General features: G+C 43.6%; 18 protein-coding genes. 9 read left to right on the top strand and 9 right to left on the bottom strand.

All coding sequences use genetic code 11. The annotated features are described in order from the left end of the window. Positions 1-255 precede the first annotated feature (255 nt). The 7 genes from QL982_RS05030 to QL982_RS05000 all read left to right on the top strand — a co-directional run bounded on the left by QL982_RS05030 (position 256) and on the right by QL982_RS05000 (position 11,978). Complete coding sequence (locus QL982_RS05030; RefSeq protein ID WP_290165913.1) at positions 256-1,977, top strand: AMP-binding protein; 1,722 nt, start codon at positions 256-258, stop codon at positions 1,975-1,977. 75 nt (positions 1,978-2,052) lie between these two features. After that, entirely contained in the window at positions 2,053-2,832 is a 780-nt protein-coding gene (locus QL982_RS05025) for an SDR family NAD(P)-dependent oxidoreductase (protein ID WP_290165911.1), read from the top strand. A gap of 128 nt (positions 2,833-2,960) precedes the next feature. Continuing rightward, positions 2,961-3,542 (top strand): L,D-transpeptidase family protein, encoded by a 582-nt coding sequence (locus tag QL982_RS05020; protein ID WP_290165910.1) that lies wholly within the window; start codon positions 2,961-2,963, stop codon positions 3,540-3,542. A 579-nt stretch (positions 3,543-4,121) separates the two neighbouring features. Next, a complete protein-coding gene (gene clpB, locus QL982_RS05015; protein ID WP_290163274.1) occupies positions 4,122-6,719 on the top strand; it encodes an ATP-dependent chaperone ClpB in 2,598 nt (865 codons plus the stop codon). A gap of 181 nt (positions 6,720-6,900) precedes the next feature. After that, positions 6,901-8,154, top strand: a complete 1,254-nt coding sequence (locus QL982_RS05010; protein ID WP_290163276.1) for a PQQ-dependent sugar dehydrogenase — start codon at positions 6,901-6,903, stop codon at positions 8,152-8,154. 283 nt (positions 8,155-8,437) lie between these two features. Then, on the top strand, positions 8,438-10,081 hold the full coding sequence (locus tag QL982_RS05005; protein ID WP_290163277.1) for a BCCT family transporter: 1,644 nt from the start codon (positions 8,438-8,440) through the stop codon (positions 10,079-10,081). Positions 10,082-10,325: 244 nt separating this feature from the next. Further along, a complete protein-coding gene (locus tag QL982_RS05000) occupies positions 10,326-11,978 on the top strand; it encodes a BCCT family transporter (protein ID WP_290163278.1) in 1,653 nt (550 codons plus the stop codon). Positions 11,979-12,267: 289 nt separating this feature from the next. Here QL982_RS05000 and QL982_RS04995 read toward each other — a convergent pair whose 3' ends face one another. From QL982_RS04995 to dnaQ, 8 genes are all read right to left on the bottom strand, one after another. After that, positions 12,268-12,639: a DUF3144 domain-containing protein gene (locus tag QL982_RS04995; protein WP_290163279.1), complete on the bottom strand. Its 372-nt coding sequence runs from the start codon at positions 12,637-12,639 to the stop codon at positions 12,268-12,270. A 76-nt stretch (positions 12,640-12,715) separates the two neighbouring features. After that, positions 12,716-13,882 carry a methionine adenosyltransferase gene (metK, locus tag QL982_RS04990; protein ID WP_290163281.1) on the bottom strand — a complete coding sequence of 389 codons (1,167 nt, stop codon included), beginning with the start codon at positions 13,880-13,882 and terminating at the stop codon, positions 12,716-12,718. A 211-nt stretch (positions 13,883-14,093) separates the two neighbouring features. Beyond that, positions 14,094-14,417 (bottom strand): protein tyrosine phosphatase, encoded by a 324-nt coding sequence (locus QL982_RS04985; RefSeq protein ID WP_290163283.1) that lies wholly within the window; start codon positions 14,415-14,417, stop codon positions 14,094-14,096. A gap of 24 nt (positions 14,418-14,441) precedes the next feature. Further along, on the bottom strand, positions 14,442-15,137 hold the full coding sequence (nth, locus tag QL982_RS04980) for an endonuclease III (RefSeq protein ID WP_290163285.1): 696 nt from the start codon (positions 15,135-15,137) through the stop codon (positions 14,442-14,444). 91 nt (positions 15,138-15,228) lie between these two features. After that, complete coding sequence (locus QL982_RS04975; RefSeq protein WP_290163325.1) at positions 15,229-16,074, bottom strand: RnfABCDGE type electron transport complex subunit B; 846 nt, start codon at positions 16,072-16,074, stop codon at positions 15,229-15,231. 232 nt (positions 16,075-16,306) lie between these two features. Next, entirely contained in the window at positions 16,307-17,257 is a 951-nt protein-coding gene (nudC, locus tag QL982_RS04970; protein WP_290163287.1) for an NAD(+) diphosphatase, read from the bottom strand. Between the two features lie 141 nt (positions 17,258-17,398). Then, positions 17,399-19,081, bottom strand: coding sequence for a hypothetical protein (locus QL982_RS04965; protein ID WP_290163289.1), 1,683 nt, complete (start codon positions 19,079-19,081; stop codon positions 17,399-17,401). 148 nt (positions 19,082-19,229) lie between these two features. Then, positions 19,230-20,855 carry a DNA polymerase III subunit epsilon gene (gene dnaQ / locus QL982_RS04960; protein ID WP_290190190.1) on the bottom strand — a complete coding sequence of 542 codons (1,626 nt, stop codon included), beginning with the start codon at positions 20,853-20,855 and terminating at the stop codon, positions 19,230-19,232. A gap of 569 nt (positions 20,856-21,424) precedes the next feature. Between dnaQ and QL982_RS04955 the strand changes: the two genes are divergently transcribed. Then, complete coding sequence (locus tag QL982_RS04955) at positions 21,425-21,973, top strand: hypothetical protein (protein WP_290163293.1); 549 nt, start codon at positions 21,425-21,427, stop codon at positions 21,971-21,973. A 91-nt stretch (positions 21,974-22,064) separates the two neighbouring features. Beyond that, positions 22,065-22,370: a hypothetical protein gene (locus QL982_RS04950; protein ID WP_290163295.1), complete on the top strand. Its 306-nt coding sequence runs from the start codon at positions 22,065-22,067 to the stop codon at positions 22,368-22,370. 266 nt (positions 22,371-22,636) lie between these two features. Here the strand turns inward: QL982_RS04950 and QL982_RS04945 are convergent, their stop codons facing one another. After that, a complete protein-coding gene (locus tag QL982_RS04945) occupies positions 22,637-23,047 on the bottom strand; it encodes a YkvA family protein (RefSeq protein WP_290163297.1) in 411 nt (136 codons plus the stop codon). Between the last annotated feature and the right edge of the window lie 91 nt (positions 23,048-23,138).

The raw sequence follows: 23,138 nt of genomic DNA, 5'->3' as shown, positions 1-23,138 counted from the left end.
TTGTATTCTTGGTCGAAAACAATAGATTAGTGAGATGCTCTTCTTTTTTCAATCACTTTTAAAGTTGAGAGTGGGGTAGATTAATCTTATTTCCATAAAATAAAAATGATACGTTATGTATTGAAATAAGTATAAAAATGCGTTACTAATAGAGCATGATAAATACGAGTATTTTTAACGGTTTATAGGATGTGACCGTTTTACAATTACAACCACCATTTTACCAGTTACCTGCTATTGCTAAAGGATTAGCTTATGAACACCACCTCTCAAACCGCTACAATCGCTGATATAGACGCTACCATCACACCAAAAAGCTATACCGATTATTATGATAACTTCGACATGAATACACTGCTATCAGAAATCTTTGGTGAGCATGTGGACGATCGTCTGAATGCTTATATGGCTTGCTGTGGTCGACATGTACGTGATGGCCGCGCTGACAATGCTGCGCTAGTACATGAAGATACCATGGGCAATATAACACGCATGAGTTTTGGTGAGCTTGATAAAGCAAGTGCTCAAATCGCTAACTTACTACAGTCGTATGGTGTAAAAGCGGGAGACAAAGTAGCGACGATGCTACCGCGTACGCCAGAGCTTCTCACCGTCGTATTGGCAACATGGCGCATCGGAGCCGTATATCAACCGCTATTTACCGCGTTTGGCTATGACTCGATCAAGTATCGGATGGATAAAGCCGACACCAAAGTTGTTTTTACCAATTCAGAGAATCGCGGCAAGTTTGAAGACTTGGCTGAGCAAACCAAAATGGTATTGGTCGGCAGTATAGAAGATGCTCAGACGTGGGGTGACGATCATTATATTCAGTCTATGGCAGCACAGTCGCAAACGATAGAACCAGTAACGCTCGATACAGATGCGCCATTTTTACAAATGTTTACCTCAGGTACGGTTGGTAAATCAAAAGGCGTCAGCGTTTCATTGGCCGCGTTACCTGCCTTTTACTTATACATGCGATACGCCATCGATCTACGCGACGATGATCACTATTGGAATATGGCCGATCCCGGTTGGGCATATGGCTTGTACTATGCCATCACAGGGCCTTTATTGTTAGGTATCACGACTTATTTCAATGAAGCGGGCTTTGATGCGACCCATACGCGTGACTTTATGGTGCGCCATAAGATTACCAATTTGGCGTCTTCACCAACTGCGTTTCGAATGATGAAGTCTAGCGGCGTATTTGATAGTAAAGACGACAATGTTAACGAAGAGACTCATGCCAATGCCAAGCTGTCTTTGCGCTGCGCCAACTCGGCAGGGGAGACATTGAACACTGAAGTAGTCAACTGGGTCGAGACCTATCTGGCGTGCCAAGTCAAAGACCAATATGGGCAAACAGAAACGGGTATGACGTGCTGTGCACATCACGCACTGGCGCATGAATGTCCCGTTGGCTCGATGGGTATGGCGCTACCAGGTCATACGTTAGTCGTACTAGATGATGATATGAATGTACTGCCAGATGGTGAGCAAGGGCAGCTAGCAGTCGTGGTCAGCCAATCCCCTGCATTTTATTTCCGTGGCTATAGCTGGAATGAAAAAGATGCCTTTGCTGATGATTATTATCTGACAGGCGATGTGGTCGAGCGTCATAGTGATGGCAGTTACTGGTTTTCAGGGCGTGATGATGACATTATTATTACCGCAGGTTACCGCGTAGGGCCAACCGATGTCGAGAATACTGTCTTAGAGCATGAGGCAGTCGCAGAATCTGCGGCGGTAGGCGTGCCAGATGAAGTACGCGGACATACCATCAAGTCTTATGTGGTGCTAAAAGATGGCATCGCTGGGAGTGAGCAAATTGCCAAAGAAATCCAAGAGCTCGTACGCAAACGCCTATCCACTCATGCGTATCCGCGCGAGGTCGAGTTTGTGACAGAACTGCCGAAAACGCCAAGTGGCAAGATTCAACGCTTTTTGCTGCGCAGTTTGTCTGCTGCATAAACGAATTGGTAAAGCGTTCAACACGCCCTACATAGAAAAATATTTAATAAAAATTAAAAATCTAAAGGAATAATTATGCAAATTGAAAAACACAGCTTTTTGGTGACGGGTGGTGCATCAGGTCTAGGCGAGTCAGTGGCTCGTGCTATCGTAGAGCAAGGCGGCAATGTCGTCATCGCTGACCTTAACCAATCAGCTGGACAATCTCTAGTTGCAGAGTTGGGCGATAATGCACGCTTTGTGCGCTGTGATGTTACCAGTGGCGATGAGGTGCAAGCGGCTGTGGATATGGCCGAAAAAGAATTTGGTGGCCTGCAAGGATCAATCAACTGTGCAGGTATCGCTGTCGTACAAAAATTGCTGGATCGTGAAAACAATCCAGCAGACCTTGAGTCATTCAGTCGCGGTGTTAATATCAATCTGGTCGGTTCATTTAACGTGGCACGCTTGGTCGCGGCCAGTATCGCCAAGCGCGTGGCTAATGATAGCAGTGTTGAAAAGAATTCAGACCAAGGCGTTATTATCAATACCGCATCTATCGCCGCCTTTGATGGGCAAGTAGGACAAGCCAGTTATTCATCATCTAAAGCGGGCGTGGTTGGTTTGACTTTGCCACTTGCTCGTGAGCTGGCTCGTCATGGTATTCGCGTGATGACCATCGCACCGGGTGTATTTGCCACACCGATGATGGACACCATCCCTGAAAAAGCGCGTGAGCAGTTAGAGGTAGGTGTCCCTTATCCTAAGCGTTTGGGTGCGCCAAATGAGTTTGCTAAATTGGCTGTCCATATCATTGATAATGCCTACCTAAATGGCGAAGTCATTCGCTTAGATGGTGCGATTCGTATGGTGTAGTCATCTGTTTTGAATGAATGACAGAATAACAGTCATTTTCCATATGATTTACACAATAGCAAGCGCCATGTTTTGATAGATTATGATTAACTATATTTAACGTTGTCAATATCATAAAGGGTCAACTCATGGCATTCTTGCGTAATCGCTCTCATCGTTTCTTACTTATCTTGGTTGGGCTTGGAGTGGTTACGGTTATTAGCAGCAGCGTTTTTAATTATATGACACGCGCGTCTGCGAGTAGCAGTACCTTTGACAACCAAAATAATCAACCTATCGCTGATGTGGTGATTGATAAAGTGTTCGTTGATAAATCCGAACGCCGTTTGCAGTTATTGAGTGGTGATGACGTCATTCGTACCTATCGCATTGCCTTGGGCGATAGTCCAGTCGGGCATAAACAGCAAGAGGGTGATGAGCGTACCCCAGTTGGCATCTATACATTAGATTATAAAAACGAGAACTCTATTGCCCATCGCTCTATCCATATCAGCTATCCCAATGCTGCCGATAAAGCCCGTGCTAAGCAATTGGGTGTCAGTCCGGGCGGAGATATTATGATTCATGGACAGATGAATGGCTTCGGTCATCTAGCTGCTATCAATCAAAAATATGATTGGACCGATGGCTGTATCGCCGTTACCGATGATGAGATGGATGAAATTATGGCGGCAGTAACGCTTGGCATCCCTATTGAGATAGTAGAGTAGGGCTATCTATTTTGTTCTGATATAGCCAATCATTTATAAGTCAGGTAACTTGTCAGGATTACATAATCTACTATCTGTATCATTTTTACTTTGAATACCTTTACTCACTGCCACTCACTCTCCTTGTGTCTATATTATTTTAAATCGACTAGCTGATCTTAAAACGACTACCCATCATTCATATTTAATCGCATACTAATCATGCTTTTGCATGGTTATACTGTGTCTATAGTCGATTAACTACTAAACCGCTACGGCGTTACCCTCCTTAGATGTACTACTTGTACAATCTGCAGTCGGCTGCCTTGTACCCATTTTAGAGTTCTGTGACTATATTCTTAGTTATTTCATAGTGCCATTTTCTGTAAATGCCTTTTAAATTTATATTAAAAACACATTTAAATGATATTAATTAGTAGGTGAAGTTAAATATCATTGCTTATAGTAAGGTTATTGTTTGGTAATCGTCTTGAAATAGGTGTATATATACCTTATATAAGTGACAGATAACAGTGGCTACTAGACTAAGATAATCCTTAGAGGTGCGACTGAAAATACCAATTATAAAAGGATATAGACATGAGATTTGAGAAGTTTACTCAAAAACTGCAGTCCGCCATTCAAGAAGCACAGAGCCTAGCATTAGGTCGCGATCATACGGGTATCGATCCTGTACATTTGCTTGCCGTGTTGCTACAAGATGAATCTAACTTATCTATCTGCCAACAAGCGGGCGCCTCTATTCCTGCTCTAAAAAACGGCGTGGCAAAAGCGTTAGATAATCAAGCAACGATTTCGGAGCCGACAGGTGACGTCAACCTAAATCCAAACTCAGTCAAGATTTTAAATTTAGCAGATCGCCAAGCACAAAAAGAAGGTGATGATTTTATCGCCACTGAATGGGTGATGTTAGCACTCGCTGAACAAGGTGAAACCAAAAAGATATTTGAAAGTGCAGGCGTGACGGCTAGCAAGTTAAAAGCGGTGATTGAGCAGCTGCGCGGTGATGATACGGTGAATAACCAAAATGCAGAAGATCAGCGTGATGCACTCAATAAATATACGATCAATCTGACTGAGCAAGCAGAGCTTGGCAAGCTGGATCCAGTGATTGGTCGTGACGAAGAGATTCGCCGTACCATCCAGGTGCTGTCACGTCGTACCAAAAATAACCCTGTGCTTATTGGTGAGCCGGGCGTTGGTAAAACCGCTATTATTGAAGGCTTGGCACAAAAAATCATCAATGGTGAAGTACCAGAGGGTATGCGTCACAAAGAAGTGCTGTCATTGGATTTGGGCTCGCTTATTGCTGGTGCAAAGTTCCGCGGTGAGTTTGAGGAGCGCCTCAAAAGCGTATTGAGCGACTTGGCTAAGCAAGAAGGCAATGTCATTCTGTTTATCGATGAGCTGCATACCTTAGTCGGTGCGGGTAAAGCCGATGGCGCAATGGATGCCAGCAACATGCTAAAGCCTGCACTGGCTCGCGGTGAGCTGCATTGTGTTGGGGCAACAACGCTTGATGAGTACCGCAAGTATATTGAAAAAGATGCCGCCCTTGAGCGTCGCTTCCAAAAAGTACTGGTTGATGAGCCGACCGTTGAAGATACCATTGCGATACTACGTGGTCTAAAAGAGCGTTACGAGCTGCATCATGCGGTCAGTATTCAAGACAGCGCGATTATTGCCGCCGCGCGCATGAGTCATCGCTATATTACCGATCGCAAACTGCCTGATAAAGCGATTGATCTGATTGATGAAGCGGCCAGTCGTCTGCGAATGGAAATGGACAGTAAGCCTGAAGCGTTAGGCAAGCTCGATAGTCGCTTAATTCAGCTAAAAATGGAGCGTGAAGCACTCAAAGGTGAAGAGGATGCTGGCGCTAAAGCTGAAACTAAATTACTCGATACACAAATAGAAGAAATAGAGAGAGAGCTTGCTGATTTAAATGAGATTTGGCAGGCAGAAAAAGCATTGGTTGAAGGCAGTAAAAAACATAAAGAGGACTTGGATAAAGCACGTATCCAGCTAGAAAAAGTGACTCGAGAAGGTGATGTGGCTGAGATGTCACGATTAAAATATGGCATTATTCCTGAGCTCGAAAAGCAAATTGCTAATCTCGATTTAGCCGAGCAAAAAGAGCAGAACGGTGAGCCTATTGAGATTAAGCTACTACGTAACAAAGTCACCGACAACGAAATCGCGGAAGTGGTTGCGGCTGCGACGGGTATTCCAGTCAGTAAAATGATGCAAGGCGAGCGTGATAAAATGCTGGCAATGGAAGAAAATCTCCATGAGCGTGTCATCGGTCAGAACGAAGCGGTCGAAGCGGTAGCAAATGCAGTACGCCGTAGCCGAGCGGGCTTGTCTGATCCAAATCGTCCTTCTGGTTCGTTCTTATTCCTTGGACCTACAGGGGTCGGTAAAACTGAGCTGACCAAATCATTAGCGAATTTCTTGTTTGATAGTGAAGATTCGATCGTACGTATCGACATGAGTGAGTACATGGAAAAACACAGTGTCAGTCGATTGGTTGGTGCGCCTCCAGGTTATGTTGGCTACGAAGAAGGCGGTGCGTTGACTGAGGCTGTTCGCCGTAAGCCTTATAGCGTGATTTTGTTTGATGAAGTCGAAAAAGCGCATCCTGATGTATTCAATATCTTGCTACAAGTTTTGGACGATGGGCGTTTGACGGACTCGCAAGGTCGTGTCGTTGATTTCAAGAATACGGTGATTATTATGACCAGTAACTTAGGTTCGCATAAAATTCAAGAAATGGTCGGCGAAAGTTACGAGGATATCAAAGCTGAGGTGATGGATTCTGTTGGCCAACATTTCCGTCCAGAGTTTGTCAACCGTATCGATGAGATTGTGGTTTTTCATCCGCTTGGTATGTCGCAAATGGCAGGAATTGCCGCCATCCAATTGGATCGTTTGCGTCAACGCTTGCATGATCGTGAGATGGATATCGAGCTATCAGCTGACGCGATGAACAAGTTGGTCGCGGTCGGTTATGATCCTGTGTATGGTGCGCGCCCACTCAAACGTGCCATTCAGCAAGAGATTGAAAACCCATTGTCATTGAAGCTATTAGCGGGTGATTTTGTAGCGGGAGATATCATCAAAGTCGATGTCGGTGCTGATGATAAGCTGAGCTTTAATAAACTTAGAATGAGCTAATATCTAAGCCAACAGGACTGTTTCTTCATAAAACCAACCCCTTACTTGCCTATATTTTACATGGGTAAGTAAGGGGTTTTTACGTTGTGGGCTATTATTATTTACCGTTTGCATGCTTTTACTATGCTATAAATAATCTAAGGAATCATAAGACGAATGTAAAATAACTGGAGATAACAACATGGCGATAATCAATAAAAAATATCTAAGTACGCCGTTAACTTTACCGATTATAGTCGCGACATTGCTGATTAGCACGTCGGCGTGTTCCAATCAATCGGCAGTTAATACCAATGAAGATTTGGCAGAATACAAAGAAGCCAAAACCTCAGATGCTAATTCGTCCATGAGCGCAGATAAACCTGACTTCACTACCAAAGCGATTGCAAAATTTGATGAACCTTGGGCGATGACCGTGTTACCTAAAGTGGATAATGCACCACAAAGAATCTTGGTGACACAAAAAACTGGTGAACTGTTTATCGTAGATACAGCGAAGGGTAATAAGACGAAAATTGAAGGCGTACCAAAAGTCGCTTATGGCGGGCAAGGGGGACTTGGTGATGTGATTATTGCACCAGATTTTGTGACATCTAACAACATATATCTGAGCTACGTTGAAGCAGGTAAAGGTGCTGATAGCAATAAATTCGGAGCTAAAGTCATCAAAGCGACGCTCTCAGGACTAGAAACGACGGTGCCAAGTTTGCAAGCCATTACGCCAATCTGGGAGCAATCTCCAAAAGTAAAAGGGCAAGGTCATTACAGTCATCGTTTGCTGTTTTCACCTGATGGGCAGTATTTATTCATCAGTTCAGGCGAGCGCCAAGAAAAAACCCCAGCCCAAGATATGAAGGTCAATTTGGGTAAGATAATACGGCTAAATCCTGATGGCAGCGCCCCAACAGACAATCCATTTAGCGATACTGGCAATGATATAGCTAAGCAGTTTTGGACAGTAGGCCATCGTAATGTGCTTGGTATGGCATTTGATGATAATGGGCGACTTTGGGCGCATGAGATGGGGCCAAGAGGCGGTGATGAGTTTAATTTGATTGAAAAAGGCAATAACTATGGCTGGCCGATCGTGTCTAACGGCCGTAATTATTCAGGTATTGATATCCCTGATCATAATACTCGGCCTGAGTTCGAAGCACCCAAAATCACATGGACACCAGTTATATCACCATCTTCTATGAGCATTTACACCGCTGGTAATCACAATGACTTTCCTAGCTGGCAAGGTAATGCTTTGATCAGTGGTTTGTCTTCCAAGGCGCTTATTATAGTGAGTTTTGATAAGGATAATCGCGCTGCTGAACATGACCGCTACGATATGGGCGAGCGCATTCGGAGTGTACTGGCAGTAGATGGGCAAGTATGGGTACTCGAAGATGGTAATGATGGCCGATTACTCAGACTAATGCCTAAATAGCATCATGCTAGCGCTTTAGAAAGGTATAGTCAAAGAACGACTAAATGACTACGGCGTTATCCTCCCTAGATGTACGACTTGTACAATCTGCAGTCGGCTGCCTTGTACCATTTTAGACCTTTTTGACTATAGTTTTGGTGGCTTTGTTTGTTTAGTTATTTTAAAAAAAACTAAAAAATCTTTTAGAGTAAATTAACAGTTTTATCAAGCTTTATTTTGTAATAGATTGATAGTTAAGCTCTATTTTGTTAAGGTGATGTTCCTTAGATTTTGAGAATTGTACATGGAAGAAATAAAAGTAGGCAGATTAGGACCTTTTCCACGGGTGAATAAGCCTGTGTTTATTACATCGTCACTGTTGATTGTCGGATTCATCATTTTTGGTGCATTTTTCACCGAAACAGCAGGGGCACTTTTTAGTTTTTTACAAAATTTCATTACTGATAAGTTTGGTTGGCTATTTATTATCTTAGTAAATAGCGCGCTTGCACTTTGTATTTACTTGGCAATGAGTCGCTATGGCGACATTCGGCTTGGTAACCAAACAGAGCGACCGCAGTACAATCTATTTTCTTGGATTGGCATGTTGTTTTCTGCAGGTATCGGTATTGGCCTAGTTTATTGGGGTACAGCGGAGCCGTTATATCATTTTATGGCACCACCAATGGGCGATGCCGAAACGGTTGCTGCGGCAAAACAAGCGATGAATATCTCATTCATGCATTGGGGTCTACACGCTTGGGGAATTTATACGATCGTGGCGCTGTCTTTAGCGTACTTTCATTTCCGTCGTGGCCTACCTTTATCGATTCGATCCACTTTGTATCCATTGCTCGGCAAAAGAATCTACGGAAAATGGGGTCATACGGTCGATATCTTGGCAGTATTTGGCACGATGTTTGGTGTCGTCACTTCACTTGGGCTTGGGGTACTGCAGATCAACTCTGGACTCGAAAAATTGTTTGGTACGCCCAACAGTCTTGCCGTACAGTTTGGTTTGATCGCTTTCATCACGGCATTGGCCGCGGCCTCAGTCTTGATGGGCTTAGACAAAGGTATCAAGCGCCTTAGTGATATCAATATTGGATTCACAGTCGTCTTATTGGCGTTTATGGTCATCTTAGGGCCAACCTTATTTATCTTTGATAGCTTTATCGAAAACATCGGTAACTACTTGACCGTGATTGTGTCTTTGGGTACATGGGGCGAGTCTTATAGCGGGACTGATTGGCAGAGTGGTTGGACGATATTTTATTGGGCATGGTGGGTGAGCTGGGCACCATTCGTTGGTATCTTTATTGCTCGTATCTCTCGCGGTCGTACCATTCGTGAGTTCACGCTTGGCGTACTATTGATCCCAATGCTGATTTTGTTTTTCTGGTTCACTACCTTCGGCGGCGTTGCTGTTCACATGGAACTTGCTTCTGTTGTGTCAGGTATCAGCCCAGGATTGGTGGAAGCAGTACAAGCGGATACGGGTAGTGCCATCTTTAAGCTGGTTGAGTATTATCCATTTGCGAAACCAATCACGCTAATGATTGTCGTCATGATCATGCTATGGTTTGTGACGTCATCAGATTCTGCCAGTTTTGTCATTGATATGTTGACGGCTGGTGGCGATACCAATCCACCAAAAATCCAGCGTTTGTTTTGGGCAACGACAGAAGGTGTTATCGCGGCTATATTGCTGGCGGCTGGTGGACTATCTGCCTTACAAGCGGCGGCTATTGTAGCTGGACTACCGTTTGCCTTAGTGATTTTTGTCATGATGTATGCGTTGTTACGCGGTTTGAGCCGTGATCGACTGATTCTATATAGAGCACAGCAAGGCTTTATTACGGATGAATCAGCAGACCATAATTCAGCGAATGAATTCGTTGATGAGCATTTGCTAAAAGGGCCACCTAAGATCGTTAAAGGTGACTAAAAAATAAGTAAAACCCAAGCTCGCTACTTGAGCTTTTAGTATAAGAAGCCTCAATTTATTCGTAAATTGGGGCTTTTTTATGGTACCGAATCATTCAGGTTTATTTTGACTTGATGTGGTTTGGTTAAAATAACTACCAAGGTGTTACTACCATTTCTATACATTAGACAGTGTTTACAAGGTGTTATATTTGATAATTCGTTCATACCTTGGTATGGTTACGCACTTTTTTGGGGATATACCTATGGATCATGTAAAAGTTGGCCGATTAGGCCCTTTTCCGCGGGTAAGTAAACCTGTATTTTTGACGTCAGCGATTTTGATACTGGCATTCATTATTTTTGGGGCATTGTTTAACGAACAAGCAGAAGTGGTATTCAACCATGCAAAAGCCTTTGTTTCTTTACGCTTTGGTTGGTTCTTTATCGTCGTGGTCAATTTAACATTGGTCATGAGTATTTATATGATATTTAGCCGCTATGGCGATATCAGGCTCGGTCATCAGAATGAGCGGCCAGAGTACAATCTAGTCTCTTGGATTGGTATGCTGTTTTCAGCAGGTATCGGTATTGGACTGCTCTATTGGGGCACCGCTGAGCCGTTATATCACTTCATGGCACCACCATTAGGTGAGGCTGAGACAGTCGCCGCTGCTAAGCAAGCGATGAACATCTCGTTCCTGCATTATGGCCTACATGTATGGGCGCTATATGGCATGGTTGCGCTATCGCTCGCATATTTTCATTATCGAGTAGGGTTGCCATTGGCCATACGCTCGACACTGTATCCAATCTTGGGCAAAAAGATTTATGGGGGCTGGGGTCATACGGTGGATACGCTCGCCGTATTTGGTACGATGTTTGGGGTAGTGACCACGTTAGGTCTTGGCGTCTTACAGATTAACTCAGGCCTTGAGACGTTATTTGGTGTGCCCAATAATATTACGGTGCAGATTATTTTGATCGGCCTTATCACTATGCTAGCAGGGTTATCTCTGTTTATGGGATTGGATAAAGGTATTAAGCGTCTGAGTGATACCAATATATTGTTCACTGTGATATTGCTAAGTTTTGTGATTATCTTTGGGCCTACGCAGTTTATTTTTAATAGCTTTATAGAAAACATCGGCAACTATTTGCATGAGATTGTGCCATTAGGTCTGTGGACAGAGTCGTATAGAGGCGAAGAAAATTGGCAAGCTTCTTGGACGATATTTTATTGGGCATGGTGGATCAGTTGGTCACCATTCGTTGGGGTATTCGTTGCCCGTATCTCTCGAGGTCGTACCATCCGTGAGTTTATATTAGGGGTGTTATTGATTCCTATCACGATTTTATTCTTGTGGTTTACCGCTTTCGGTGGTTCTGCGGTAAATATGGAGCTGGCAGCAGCGGCAGATCCTAATATTATCAGTCCTGGTCTTATCGAAGCGGTCAAAGCAGATACCGGTAGTGCTATTTTTAAGCTCATGGAATCTTATCCACTGACAGATGCGGTTAATTTGCTTATCGTGGTGATGATCGTTCTGTGGTTTGTTACCTCATCAGATTCAGCCAGTTTTGTCATTGATATGTTGACGTCAGGTGGTGATACCAATCCACCAAAGATTCAGCGATTATTTTGGGCGGGCGCTGAAGGCGTTATCGCGGCTGTATTATTGGCAGCAGGTGGCTTGAGTGCATTGCAAGCGGCATCTATTGTTTCAGGTTTCCCTTTTGCCATTGTGATTGTCGTGATGATGTATTCTCTATTGCGTGGTCTCAGTCGAGATCGTTTGATACTGTATCGTAATCAGCAATGGTTCACCACCGAAGAGTCAGCAGAGCACAATTCTGCCAATGAATTCCGTGATGAAGAGTTACTTAAAGGCCCACCAGCACTGAAAAAAGATGTCTAAATTACACGCCCTAGACTGATTTGCTATCACAGCAAGATTTGTCTTGATGGTTATAAAAATACCCAGCTTATGAAAAGCTGGGTATTTTTTTGGCGGCTCAAACATATTTTTTGGCATAAAGCTGGCGGCCTTGTCTCCGTTTTAGACTTCTTTGACTATATATCAACTCAATCATCACCCACAAAAAACCCCAAGCATAATTGAGCTCGGGGTTTTTATTTGCTGCCATTAAATACTGATTTTACGGTAGCATGTCTGAGTTAAAGACATTTAGACTGACAAAGTCCGATTATTTGGCTGGTTTGTCGTCTTGGTTTAGCTGTACGTATTTATCGAAATTTTGTGCATAATCGGTCAAGTTATCGCTCAGCATTTGACGATATTGCTTCACATAGAACTCGACGATATCGTCTTTTTCTTTGGCAAAATCATCGCCTTTGACGAATCCGATAGAGGCAACTGAGGCACTATAGCGTGCGGCGGCATACAATAAAGAAGCGCCGACTTGTCCTGAATGCGCTTCAGGGCCCAACTGACTGTTGGCGATACCGATGATAGCGTCAGCACGTTGATAAAATGCCTGCATTTCAGGGGTGATTTCAATGTTAGCGTCAACATTGTTGTCTTGAGTGTTGCTGTCTTGAATATTGTCTTGAGACATAAGCTACTCCTAATAATAAGTGTCGGTAGTTTTTAGTATATAAAAATGGTGTGTAAACGTTTTAAAGTAGTGACTCTTATAAACCAGCGTCTGCTTTTAAGATGTCAGCTTTGTCTGTTTTTTCCCAAGTAAAGGCAGTCTCTGAACCTGGACGACCAAAATGTCCAAAGGTAGCCGTCTGCTGATACATTGGCTGTAATAAGTTCAACATACGGGTAATACCGTAAGGACGTAGGTCAAAATGCGTACGAATCAGACGAATGATTTCATCGTTACTGATTTTGCTGGTACCAAAGGTATTGACAGAGATAGAGGTCGGTTCAGCGACACCTATTGCATAGCTGACTTGTACTTCACAGCGATCAGCGAGACCTGCTGCGACGATGTTTTTTGCCACATAACGTACCGCATAGGCAGCACTACGATCTACTTTTGAAGGATCTTTACCACTGAATGCGCCGCCACCATGACGTGCCATGCCGCCGTAAGTATCAACGATAATTTTTCGACCAGTCAAGCCTGCATCACCAACAGGACCGCCAATCACAAACTTACCAGTTGGGTTGATGTGATAGCGTGTGCCAGCGTGCAATAAGTCAGCTGGTAGCACTTGCTTGATGATAGATTCCATCACGGCTTCTTGTAAATCAGACTGCGAGATGCTTGGATCATGCTGGGTTGATAAGACAACCGCATCAATGGCGACAGGGCGATTGCCATCATATTTTAAGGTTACTTGCGCTTTGGCATCTGGACGTAACCATGGTAGCTCTCCTGCGCGGCGCAGCTCAGACTGACGCTCCATCAAACGATGGGCATACTCGATAGGCGCTGGCATGAGTACTTCGGTTTCATTGCTGGCATAGCCGAACATCAGACCTTGGTCGCCTGCACCTTGCTCTTCAGGGTCGCTACGATCGACACCTTGAGCAATTTCGGGAGACTGCTTGCCTAGCATGTTGATGACGGCACAGGTCTCGCCATCAAAGCCTAAGTCTGAATGGTGATAGCCAATACCGTTTACGGTGTCACGTACAATACGCTCAACATCGATGTTTGCTGTCGTGGTCACTTCACCTGCGAGTATCACCGCACCCGTTTTAACTAAGGTTTCGCATGCCACACGTGCATGTAAGTCTTCACGCAAGATAGCATCAAGGATAGCGTCTGAGATTTGGTCAGCCATTTTATCTGGATGGCCTTCGCTCACAGATTCTGAGGTAAATAAGTTGTATTCACGCATAAAAGGGTCGCTTAATTGCAGGGACTGTAGTCTACGAACTCAGTCATTATTAAATATATCTAAATGAAAAGACGAAAAGGAATCAAAAAATTATCGTATTTTACCGTGTATCGAGGCAAAATTCTAGCAATGGATGGTGTTATGAGGTAACCAGATATTGATTAAGCACAGTAAAGGCATGTATCTGGCTTACTCAATGCATAAATGAGTTTTATAAAGATAAATGGGCGTCTATCGCATCCTGTAACCATGATACTAACGCTTTATCCATATAGTGATAATCATCAGGAATGTCTAAAACAATAATGTTCTTGCTATTAAGTTGATGCCGAAACTGCTCGTTGATATAACGCTTATGCTTGTTTTCCATCACAAAGATAATATCTGCCCAATGTATATCTTTTATATTAATGCGCTTGCGAGCAGACTGACTGATACCCGCAGAGCGGACAGCCAAATCAGGGTGGTTTGAGTAGATGTTTTCAGCAGTCGGACTACGCCATTTATTTTTCGTGCAAACAAAAAGTAGATTCATAAAACCTCTGACGATAAAGCATGATTATAGTTCTAAAAATTCTGCTTTATCTTTAAACATACATTCTTCATAGACAGGGCAAGCGCCGCATTTGGGTGTGCGTGCTTGACAGGTATAGCGTCCATGCAAAATAAGATAATGATGCGCGTCTACGATGAAGTCGTCTGGAATACGTTCGACCAGCTTTTTTTCGACGATGAGGACGGTTTTTCCAGTGGCCAGCCCAGTACGATTCCCTACGCGGAAAATATGCGTATCAACGGCCATGGTAGGCTGACCAAAAGCAGTATTCAACACCACATTGGCTGTTTTTCGGCCAACGCCTGCCAATGACTCTAAGTCTTTGCGATTGTCAGGAACGGTACTATCAAACTTTTCAATCAAATCTCGGCAAGTTTTGATGACATTTTTTGCTTTGGCATTATATAAGCCAATGTTTTTGATATAAGCTTTTAGACCGTCTTCACCTAATGCCAGTATTGCTTCAGGTGTATTGGCCACCGGATATAATTGCTGGGTGGCAATATTGACGCTCACATCCGTTGCTTGCGCGGATAGAATCACCGCGATAAGCAGCTCAAAATTGCTGTCATAATTGAGCTCAGTGACGGGCTCGTCAATGGTCGCTGCCAACTTTTCAAAGAATGGACGCACATCACGATTGGGCATTCGTCTTGATGGCGGTGTATCGGCTGTTTTGTGTTTGACGGTTTTACTCATGGCATTTTGACTATTATTTTGGTGAGTGGTAGTGCCAAATTATATACTAGCGATAGCACGTATGTTATCCATTAAGGTATCAATCACACAATCACAGCGCCACTTGCAATGACTCAAGCTCAGCTTGTAAGGATTCAAGATCGGCTTGCTTTTGATCATTCGCACGAACGCTTAATTGCTTTTCTAGCTTTTTAATCTTGCTACGTAGCTTGGCTGCTGCAATGGTATTCTTTGCTTGTGCTTCACTGATATCTAAAGACTGACTGGCTGCATTGTTTAGCTTTGCTTCGACCATACTGACCACAGGTCTACTGTTACTACTATCAGCGAGCTGTTCGGTGACGCGTCTTAGATGAGTATGGTAGCGCTGTCTCAAGTCCTCTTGCTCGGCTATTCGCTCAGGCTCAGAGATGTCACGTTCAACAGTGACTAAGTCAATGCAATCAACAGGGCAGGGCGCGATACACAGCTCGCATCCAGTGCACAAATCTGTAAAAATCGTATGCATATGCTTACCAGTACCGACGATAGCATCCACTGGGCAGGCAGGAATACATTTGGTGCAGCCGATACAGTCATCTTCACGGATGACCGCACGAACCTCTGTCGGACGTTCAGAGGTGGCATCTATTGGCCATTGTGAAGGCATAGCCGTCAGCGTAGTGTCCTGCGTGTTGATATCCAGAGTCTGAGCAATCGCGTCAGTAACTGGCTGACCACCAGGCACACATTTATTGTACGGCTCGCCATCTAATACAATAGCAGCGGCATATGGTAGGCAACCATCTGGATGCTCGCAAAGTCCACATTGTGTTTGTGGTAGACAGGCATCAATATGCGAGATTTGTGCTTGTATATCCGCAGGTAGTGTTTCTAAGCTCAATGTATCGAACAATATAGGTAAGTTGACTAAGCGGATAGTGGTGCTACTTTGCATTGAATTAATGACCTTGCTATCAGTGATAAGTGCAGACATTATACCAAACCCAAAAATCACAATCAGCTATATCAAACTCGTCTGGTCTACAATGCAAAATGCATGTACCTGCACTCGTTTTCTTTGCTAATGTGAGTTTTGTGGAGAGTATTAGAATAAATACAGTCAAAGCACTTGTAAATGGTTGCGGTGTAAAAGGCTTCGACTATAGTCAGCGTTAAAGAGTAAAAAGTTAAAGTGGCATACCTTGTTCGCGCATAACTTGCGCAATGAGCTCATGAGCGATACTACCCTTCGGTGGAATCTTGGGTAGATTTGAGAGATCAAAGAAATCAGCATGTGCCAGCTCATCTTCTTGAATGATAATATCGCCACTGGCATAAGATGCGTGAAAACCAAGCATTAGATTAGAGGGAAATGGCCATGGCTGACTGCTCACATAGCGGATATCTGATACGCTGATATGGACCTCTTCTGCGACTTCACGTACGACGGCATGCTCAAGGCTTTCTCCAACCTCCACAAAACCTGCAATCAAACCATACATAGGCGACATAGTTGGCTGACCATGACGATGATGATGCGCGAGCAAAATTTGCATTTCACCTGTCATTGGGTTTGGTCGAGTAATGGCAGTAATGACACAGGGTTGCACACGAGGATACTGGCGCAATCGACACACTGGACAAACCATAGCACGTTCACCTTGGTTGGCATGTACGGTCGGGCTAGCACAGCGACTACAAAACTGTGTATCTGCTTGCCAACTTAATAGCTGTATCGCTTGGCTAATCTGATCTGATAAGGCGACTGGCAGATGAGTCATCAGCTGTCGATAAGGAACAAAAGCGTTACTACCACTCTCGGTGATGACAGGCAGTGTCACGTTATGAGTGACTGCATGATCATAAGTCATGGCGCTCGTAGCTTGCGCAGTGAACGTGTTGAAAGCCTCAGTATCTGTATGAACCAAACCATCAGGGGTGTTGTCAGTGTTGCCATTATCATTGGGTAGCCAATGACTTGGTGCCAGACTCTCGTGTAGCGTTACATGACCAACTTGATAGGCTTGTTCATTTAAGTCATTACTATCGGGCGATAGTTGAACTTGCAAAGGCCACCAACCATCTGGCATTTGACGGCATAAAACGGTGTCATCACTCAATACAAAAGTGTGGGTCATATATAGAATTCCAAACAGTCCGAGACAAGTACGTATCAATGTAGATACAGACTGGTTTACAGTGGGAGAGATAAATGAGGGTTTGTGGCAGCAAAGATGCTACCACAAAGATATCGATTTGATGTTTGAGATATTTAACATCTACGCCGCAAGTAAATGGCTCAAGCTTTGCTGACCAACATCAAGTGCTTGCTTGCTGACAGGACGATTGTTCTCAAAACCATCCAAATGATGATCGACGGCCATAATGACATCGGCAATGCAGGCGAGCGTATTGTCTTCAATGCGTTGTTTGCCTTCGATACGTTGCTCGATATAGTTAGACAATTGGCTCAGCATACTGGCAGGTGTTGGCAGTTGTAAAAAGCGCACTGCGCCTGCTACTTGGCGCATCATTCCAGGTATATTCTGAATATTGAGCATATCGCGCTCAGGCTCAGCCAGATAATCAGTGATGGCTTGCTCGACACTAGCAATAGCGGTACGACTTTCTTGTATTAAAGTATCGTTGGCCGTATTAAGCTGGTGTAATGAGATATGTGGATTGCTCAGCGGTAAATAGATCGCTCCTGGCGTATGCATCTCTGCCATTGCGATCGTGGCGTTTTCAGCATGCATCAATGCCAGTAGTAAATGATCAAATTCTTCAGGTGACGGTGCTTGCCAGCGGCTGACCGCCTCCGCTGCTGTACTAAGGCTGTTGGCAGCATTTGATAGACCCAGCAAGCGTAGTGCTGAAGCCAATGCTGTCAGTTCTTCGATAATCTGCGCTGTCTGTGTATCGGCAGGATTGATTGAATCACCGCGTGCGTAGCTGTCCACGTTTTCTTTAATGGCATTGATTTGGGTTTGAATGATGATGTTCAGCCTATCTGTAAGCGCACGATTAGGGCCAAATAAGAACCGCTTCATTTGCTCAAGTTGAGCGCCATCTAATCGATTGTTGGCATACTGCTCACGCAGTTTTTGCGCTTCCTCATTGTCACGCTGGCCTGCAAAACTCACCAAATCCGCAAAACGTTTATCCATCACTGGTAAGTAGCTTTGAAATTGTTGCTCTAAATAGATAAGCGTGTGCTTTTGATTGAGGTTCAGCGGCAAGATGGTCGCAATATCAGTGACCGCTGCCGTGGCCGCTTGCCAAAAGAGGCTGTTAGTATTTGCAGCTATCAATGCGCAGGCTGCACTCATGGCATCAAGTTTTTGTTGGTCACCTGCATCGATACTGCCATCTTGGTTGAGTAGTGCAATACCAAGTCCACTACGGTAAGCATACGTTAATAATTCAGTATCTAGATTAAGCTCATTAAGCGGTTGAAAGTTCTGCTCAGGATTGGCAATAATGACACTACTGCTACCAAAAGCTGCAAAATAGTCTGCTGTAATAGGGCTGTTTTGTCCGTGAGCATTAAGCTTGTTAATCACAGGTATGAGTAAAATAGGCTCTATAGACTCTGTCAACAGTACAAATTCGATATAGCGATCCAAAGTCATGATGGCTTCTGACAGATCCATGATCAAACCAGTATCGTTGTTATCACCATTATCATAAAGGTGCTGTAAACCATTGGCGATGGCTGTGTTCAACGCTTCTGCACCGACCAAAGAAATCAGTTTAAAAATACAAGACAGCTGCTTTAATACTTCAATAGAATCTAATAATAAAGGTGCCTGATCACTATCATCATTGAACTCGCTTAAATGAATTTCAGTATCTTTAAGGGTGGCTATAATCTCATCATGCAATAGATGAAGTGATGGTAGGTTAAAATCAGTAACACTAAGCGTTGGGGCGGTTAACTTCATTTGCGCAGATTGGTCCATAAGTATTTTTCCATAATGTACTGATGAGGATAGCAATAGTGTAAATGTGATTCAAAAAACATTTGTTAGTGATGTTTTAACGTTTTCTTTGATAATAATCAAGATTATATTATACAAATGTCGATGTAGCAGACTTTTTAAACAATGACTACATATTGGTTTTGAGCGCAGGGTAGTCTTCTGCAAGAGAGGCATACCAGCTTTGATTGGTCGTCTCATCCGCAGTCGATGCCAGCAATAAATCCGCTAAATTGGCAAAACTTGCATGAGCGGTTTGCCCACCATCTGCTTGTGTGTCGTCTTCGATGGCGAGCGTAACCTGCCCACCAGTCATGGCCAAATAAACTTCGGCTAAAATCTCTGAATCAAGTAAAGCCCCGTGAAAAGTACGGTCTTGCTTGCCGACATTTAAGCGACGCACCAAAGCATCTAGTGTGTTTTTTTGCCCAGGATATTGCTGCTTTGCCATCACTAGCGAGTCAGTCACTTGCACCCGATCCGCAAAGTCGTTCAGGCCAACTTTGGCAAATTCCATATTCAAGAAATTCATATCGAATGAAGCATTGTGAGCGATAATCTCAGCGCCATCCATAAAATCATATAAGAATTGAGCGACTTGATCAAAGGTGGGTTTGTCGGTCAAAAACGCCTCAGAGATACCATGAATACGAATGACCTCGTCATCCATACCGCGCTGAGGGTTGATATAAACGTGTAGTTTTTCGCCCGTAAACTTACGCCCGATCATCTCCACAATACCAACTTCGATGATGCGATCGCCTTTTAGCGGATCAAGCCCCGTGGTCTCAGTATCCATAATGAGCTGACGATCTGCCTCATGGCGATGTATCGGCTTTGGCAGCAGCGGCTTGAAATATGGATTGGCACGGCTGGTATCACCATCGAACTTAGGCGCATCAGACGCTATATTTGGCATATCACCATTTACGACGGTATCATTTATGGGTGCTTGAACGTCTGGCATGTCATTGGTACTCGTCGGATTATGGGTATGGTCTTGATGGTTATTGGCCTCTACTAGGATGCCGCCATTCATTATATGCTCGTCAGGATTATGTTGACTATTCTCTATGAGCGGCTCAGTTTCTGAGAACTCTTCATCAAACTCTTCATCGAGCATATCAAGCCCCAATGGATCAAAACTTAGCCAGTCATCGCTCGACGGTTTTTGCAAAGAATCAGTGTCAATATCAGTCGTCATGGTGACTTTTTTTTTAGCTATGTCTGATTCATTCATTACCGAATGGCCACTGTTCGATGTAACGCCTAAGTTTGCCAGATCATCTGCTTTTTCATTGCCGGCATGTCCAGCGTGACCTTTGACCCAATGCCAGCTAACATCGCGCTGTTGGCACAGATTATCCAATTGTTGCCACAAATCTTGGTTGGCGACTGGTTTTTTACTGGCAGTTTTCCAGCCTTTTTTCTTCCAGCCCTCAATCCATTCGGTGATGCCTTTTTTAACATAGCTTGAGTCAGTCCAAATCTCGAGATGTTGCTCATGCGGGCTATGTGTTAGGGCTTGTATCGCACCCATTAGCTCCATACGATTATTGGTGGTTTCTGTATCACTGCCGTATAAGTCTTGCGTGCGGCCATCACTAAATATGAGGTGTGCTCCCCATCCACCAGCGCCAGGGTTACCTTTGCAGGCACCGTCAGTATACGCCACAGTCGTATTTGCTTTAGCAGCCAACGGATCAATCGCGTTGTCTTTATTGGGGTACGGCATTGAATTACGGTTGTCTGACATAAAAACGTATTGACCTGATAAATGGTAAACATAGGGTAGGACTAAAGCATCTCGCTCACGTTATTCAAGCGATAATGGTGCCGTTGTGAGTATAACAAATCTATCGTAAATATGGGCGATCGTGACGCACAAAATCGCAAAACCCCTTTCGTTAACGCATAACACAATAGTAACGTTCTGGTTTTCTGTTAAAATAGCGAAGCTCGCTAAAAGGCTTTAGGGCATGTCTTCAACTCACTCGATGGTCCTCTAAATGGGCTAAAAATGGCTAAATCTTGCCAAACATCGTCAAGTAGCTGGTTAATATCCCGATATTATCTGCGCTATTTTTCTGGTTTGACGGCAGTTTATCTCATTTTTATCACCATTTTTTAAAATGAAGACACGCCCTAGTTCTTAGCGAAAGGACTGTCTTTTAGTAAAACGCATATCAGTAAAACCAACACCAGTGTACTGTCTTTGCCACAAGTATGCCCACGAAAACTTTTCGTATACCGCTATTTGGTGGTACTTTGACAGTAGTACGTTTAATAAAAGTTTTTAACGCATGACTGCAGGATAACCCCATTATGTCCTTACACTCAAATATTTTTTATAAGAGACTGACGTATCTAATGCTCAGTGTGACTGCCAGCAGCGCGATTCTTTTGAGTGCGTGCAATGATAGTAGTACTCAAGCGGATACCGAGGTCGTATCGGCAGACTTGTCTGTTTTTGCAGGTTGCTACACGGTGAGTCAAGATGAGCCTGCACAGATAAAAGTCAGCCAACAAGATGGCACTTGGGTGATGCAGATGAAGGAGCCAGCAACCGCCAAGCGTGTTTGGGATGATTCTGAGCCGTTAGAAGTGATTGAGAATAGCGATATACCGCAGTTTTTCTCCATTGATCCTGACAATGTCGATGCGGTCATTGGTCGTCCTGATCGAGTGTTGGTGCTCGCCCATGTTAAACCTGTCTACGCAAATATTGATCCACTTTTAGACAGTGAGTACCTGTCTTATATTTACCGAGGCGCCAATACCATTTACCGTGTGGAGTGTGATGATGTCAATACCGATATCTTAGCCAATCCACATGGCAATATTATTATTGATAATGTGAATGATAGTATTTAGATAAACACTGCCCATAAATACTATTTTGGTCGATAGTGTTTTAATAGACAGTGTTTTGTTATAAACAGTTATACCATTAGAGTTAAGCAATATGAATTTTTTTAGTTATGTGGTGTTAGGCGGGTTTTCTTATGCAGCTGGTTGGGCGATAAGAGCATATATACTCGATAAAAAGCCTGAACCTGAGCAGCCTTATAATCTCAAGCATCCTACAATTTTGGCATACTTGGGCGGGTTTCTTATCATTATGTTGATTGTCTCATGGCTGATTGGTCGCTATGCATTGGGACATGCTGCCATAGATTTCCCTTTTATTATTATCAATAGTTTGGTTGCCACCTTTGTTTGTTCGTTCGGTCTCAATCCTGAAAAAGCCAATTATGAAGTGCCAGACTAGGGCGTGTCCTCAATTCAAACGAGTGTCCTCTAAATGGGCTAAAAACAGCTAAATTTTGCCAAACATCGTCAAATAGTTGGTCAATATCTCGATATTGACCAACTATTTTCCTCGTTTGACGGCAATTTGTCTCATTTTTATCACCATTTTTAAAATGAGGACACGGCCTAATGAGATAGCATAAATGACTGACAGTAAAAAGCCACGACTGACGTATTGATTATCAGTCGTGGCTTTTTACTGTTTACGATGTTTGATGTAGGGCGTTAAGCTTGCTTCTTTACTTCCGTTTTTTTAGTGGTGGCTGACTGGCTGTTTTTCCAAATCTGATATTTTTTTAGGTCTTTTTCGATCAGCTTTAAGCAAAAGCCCAGCACTAACGCATCATCGATATGACCGATGAAAGGTATGAAGTCTGGAATGATATCAATGGGGTTGAGAGTGTAAAGTAAACCGACAACCGCCGCTGATAGGGTTTTGTAGGGAATGGCGCGATAGTTGCCTTTGTAGTAGTCTTTGATGAGATTCATAAGCAGCATCAAGTCTTTGCTGAAGCGCTCAAGGTAGCTGCTGTCTTTTAATTTTTCTTTGAGCTTCTCCTCCTTACTAATGAGATATTTCATATCATAGTCGAGTATGTCATCTTTATTTTGTTTGTCAGTTGTTTTAGAAAACATCGTTAGTATCCTTATTTCATAGCCATTGCTGCTTTCATACTATAACAAAGTCGAGGTGTGTGCCAATATTGAATAGTAGTGGCGAGTTAAA

Origin of the sequence: Psychrobacter sp. 5A.1, assembly GCF_030407455.1 — a bacterium.
GTDB lineage: Bacteria > Pseudomonadota > Gammaproteobacteria > Pseudomonadales > Moraxellaceae > Psychrobacter.
Note: the sequence above shows the minus strand (reverse complement) of the source record. Positions and strands in the feature narration are given on the sequence as shown.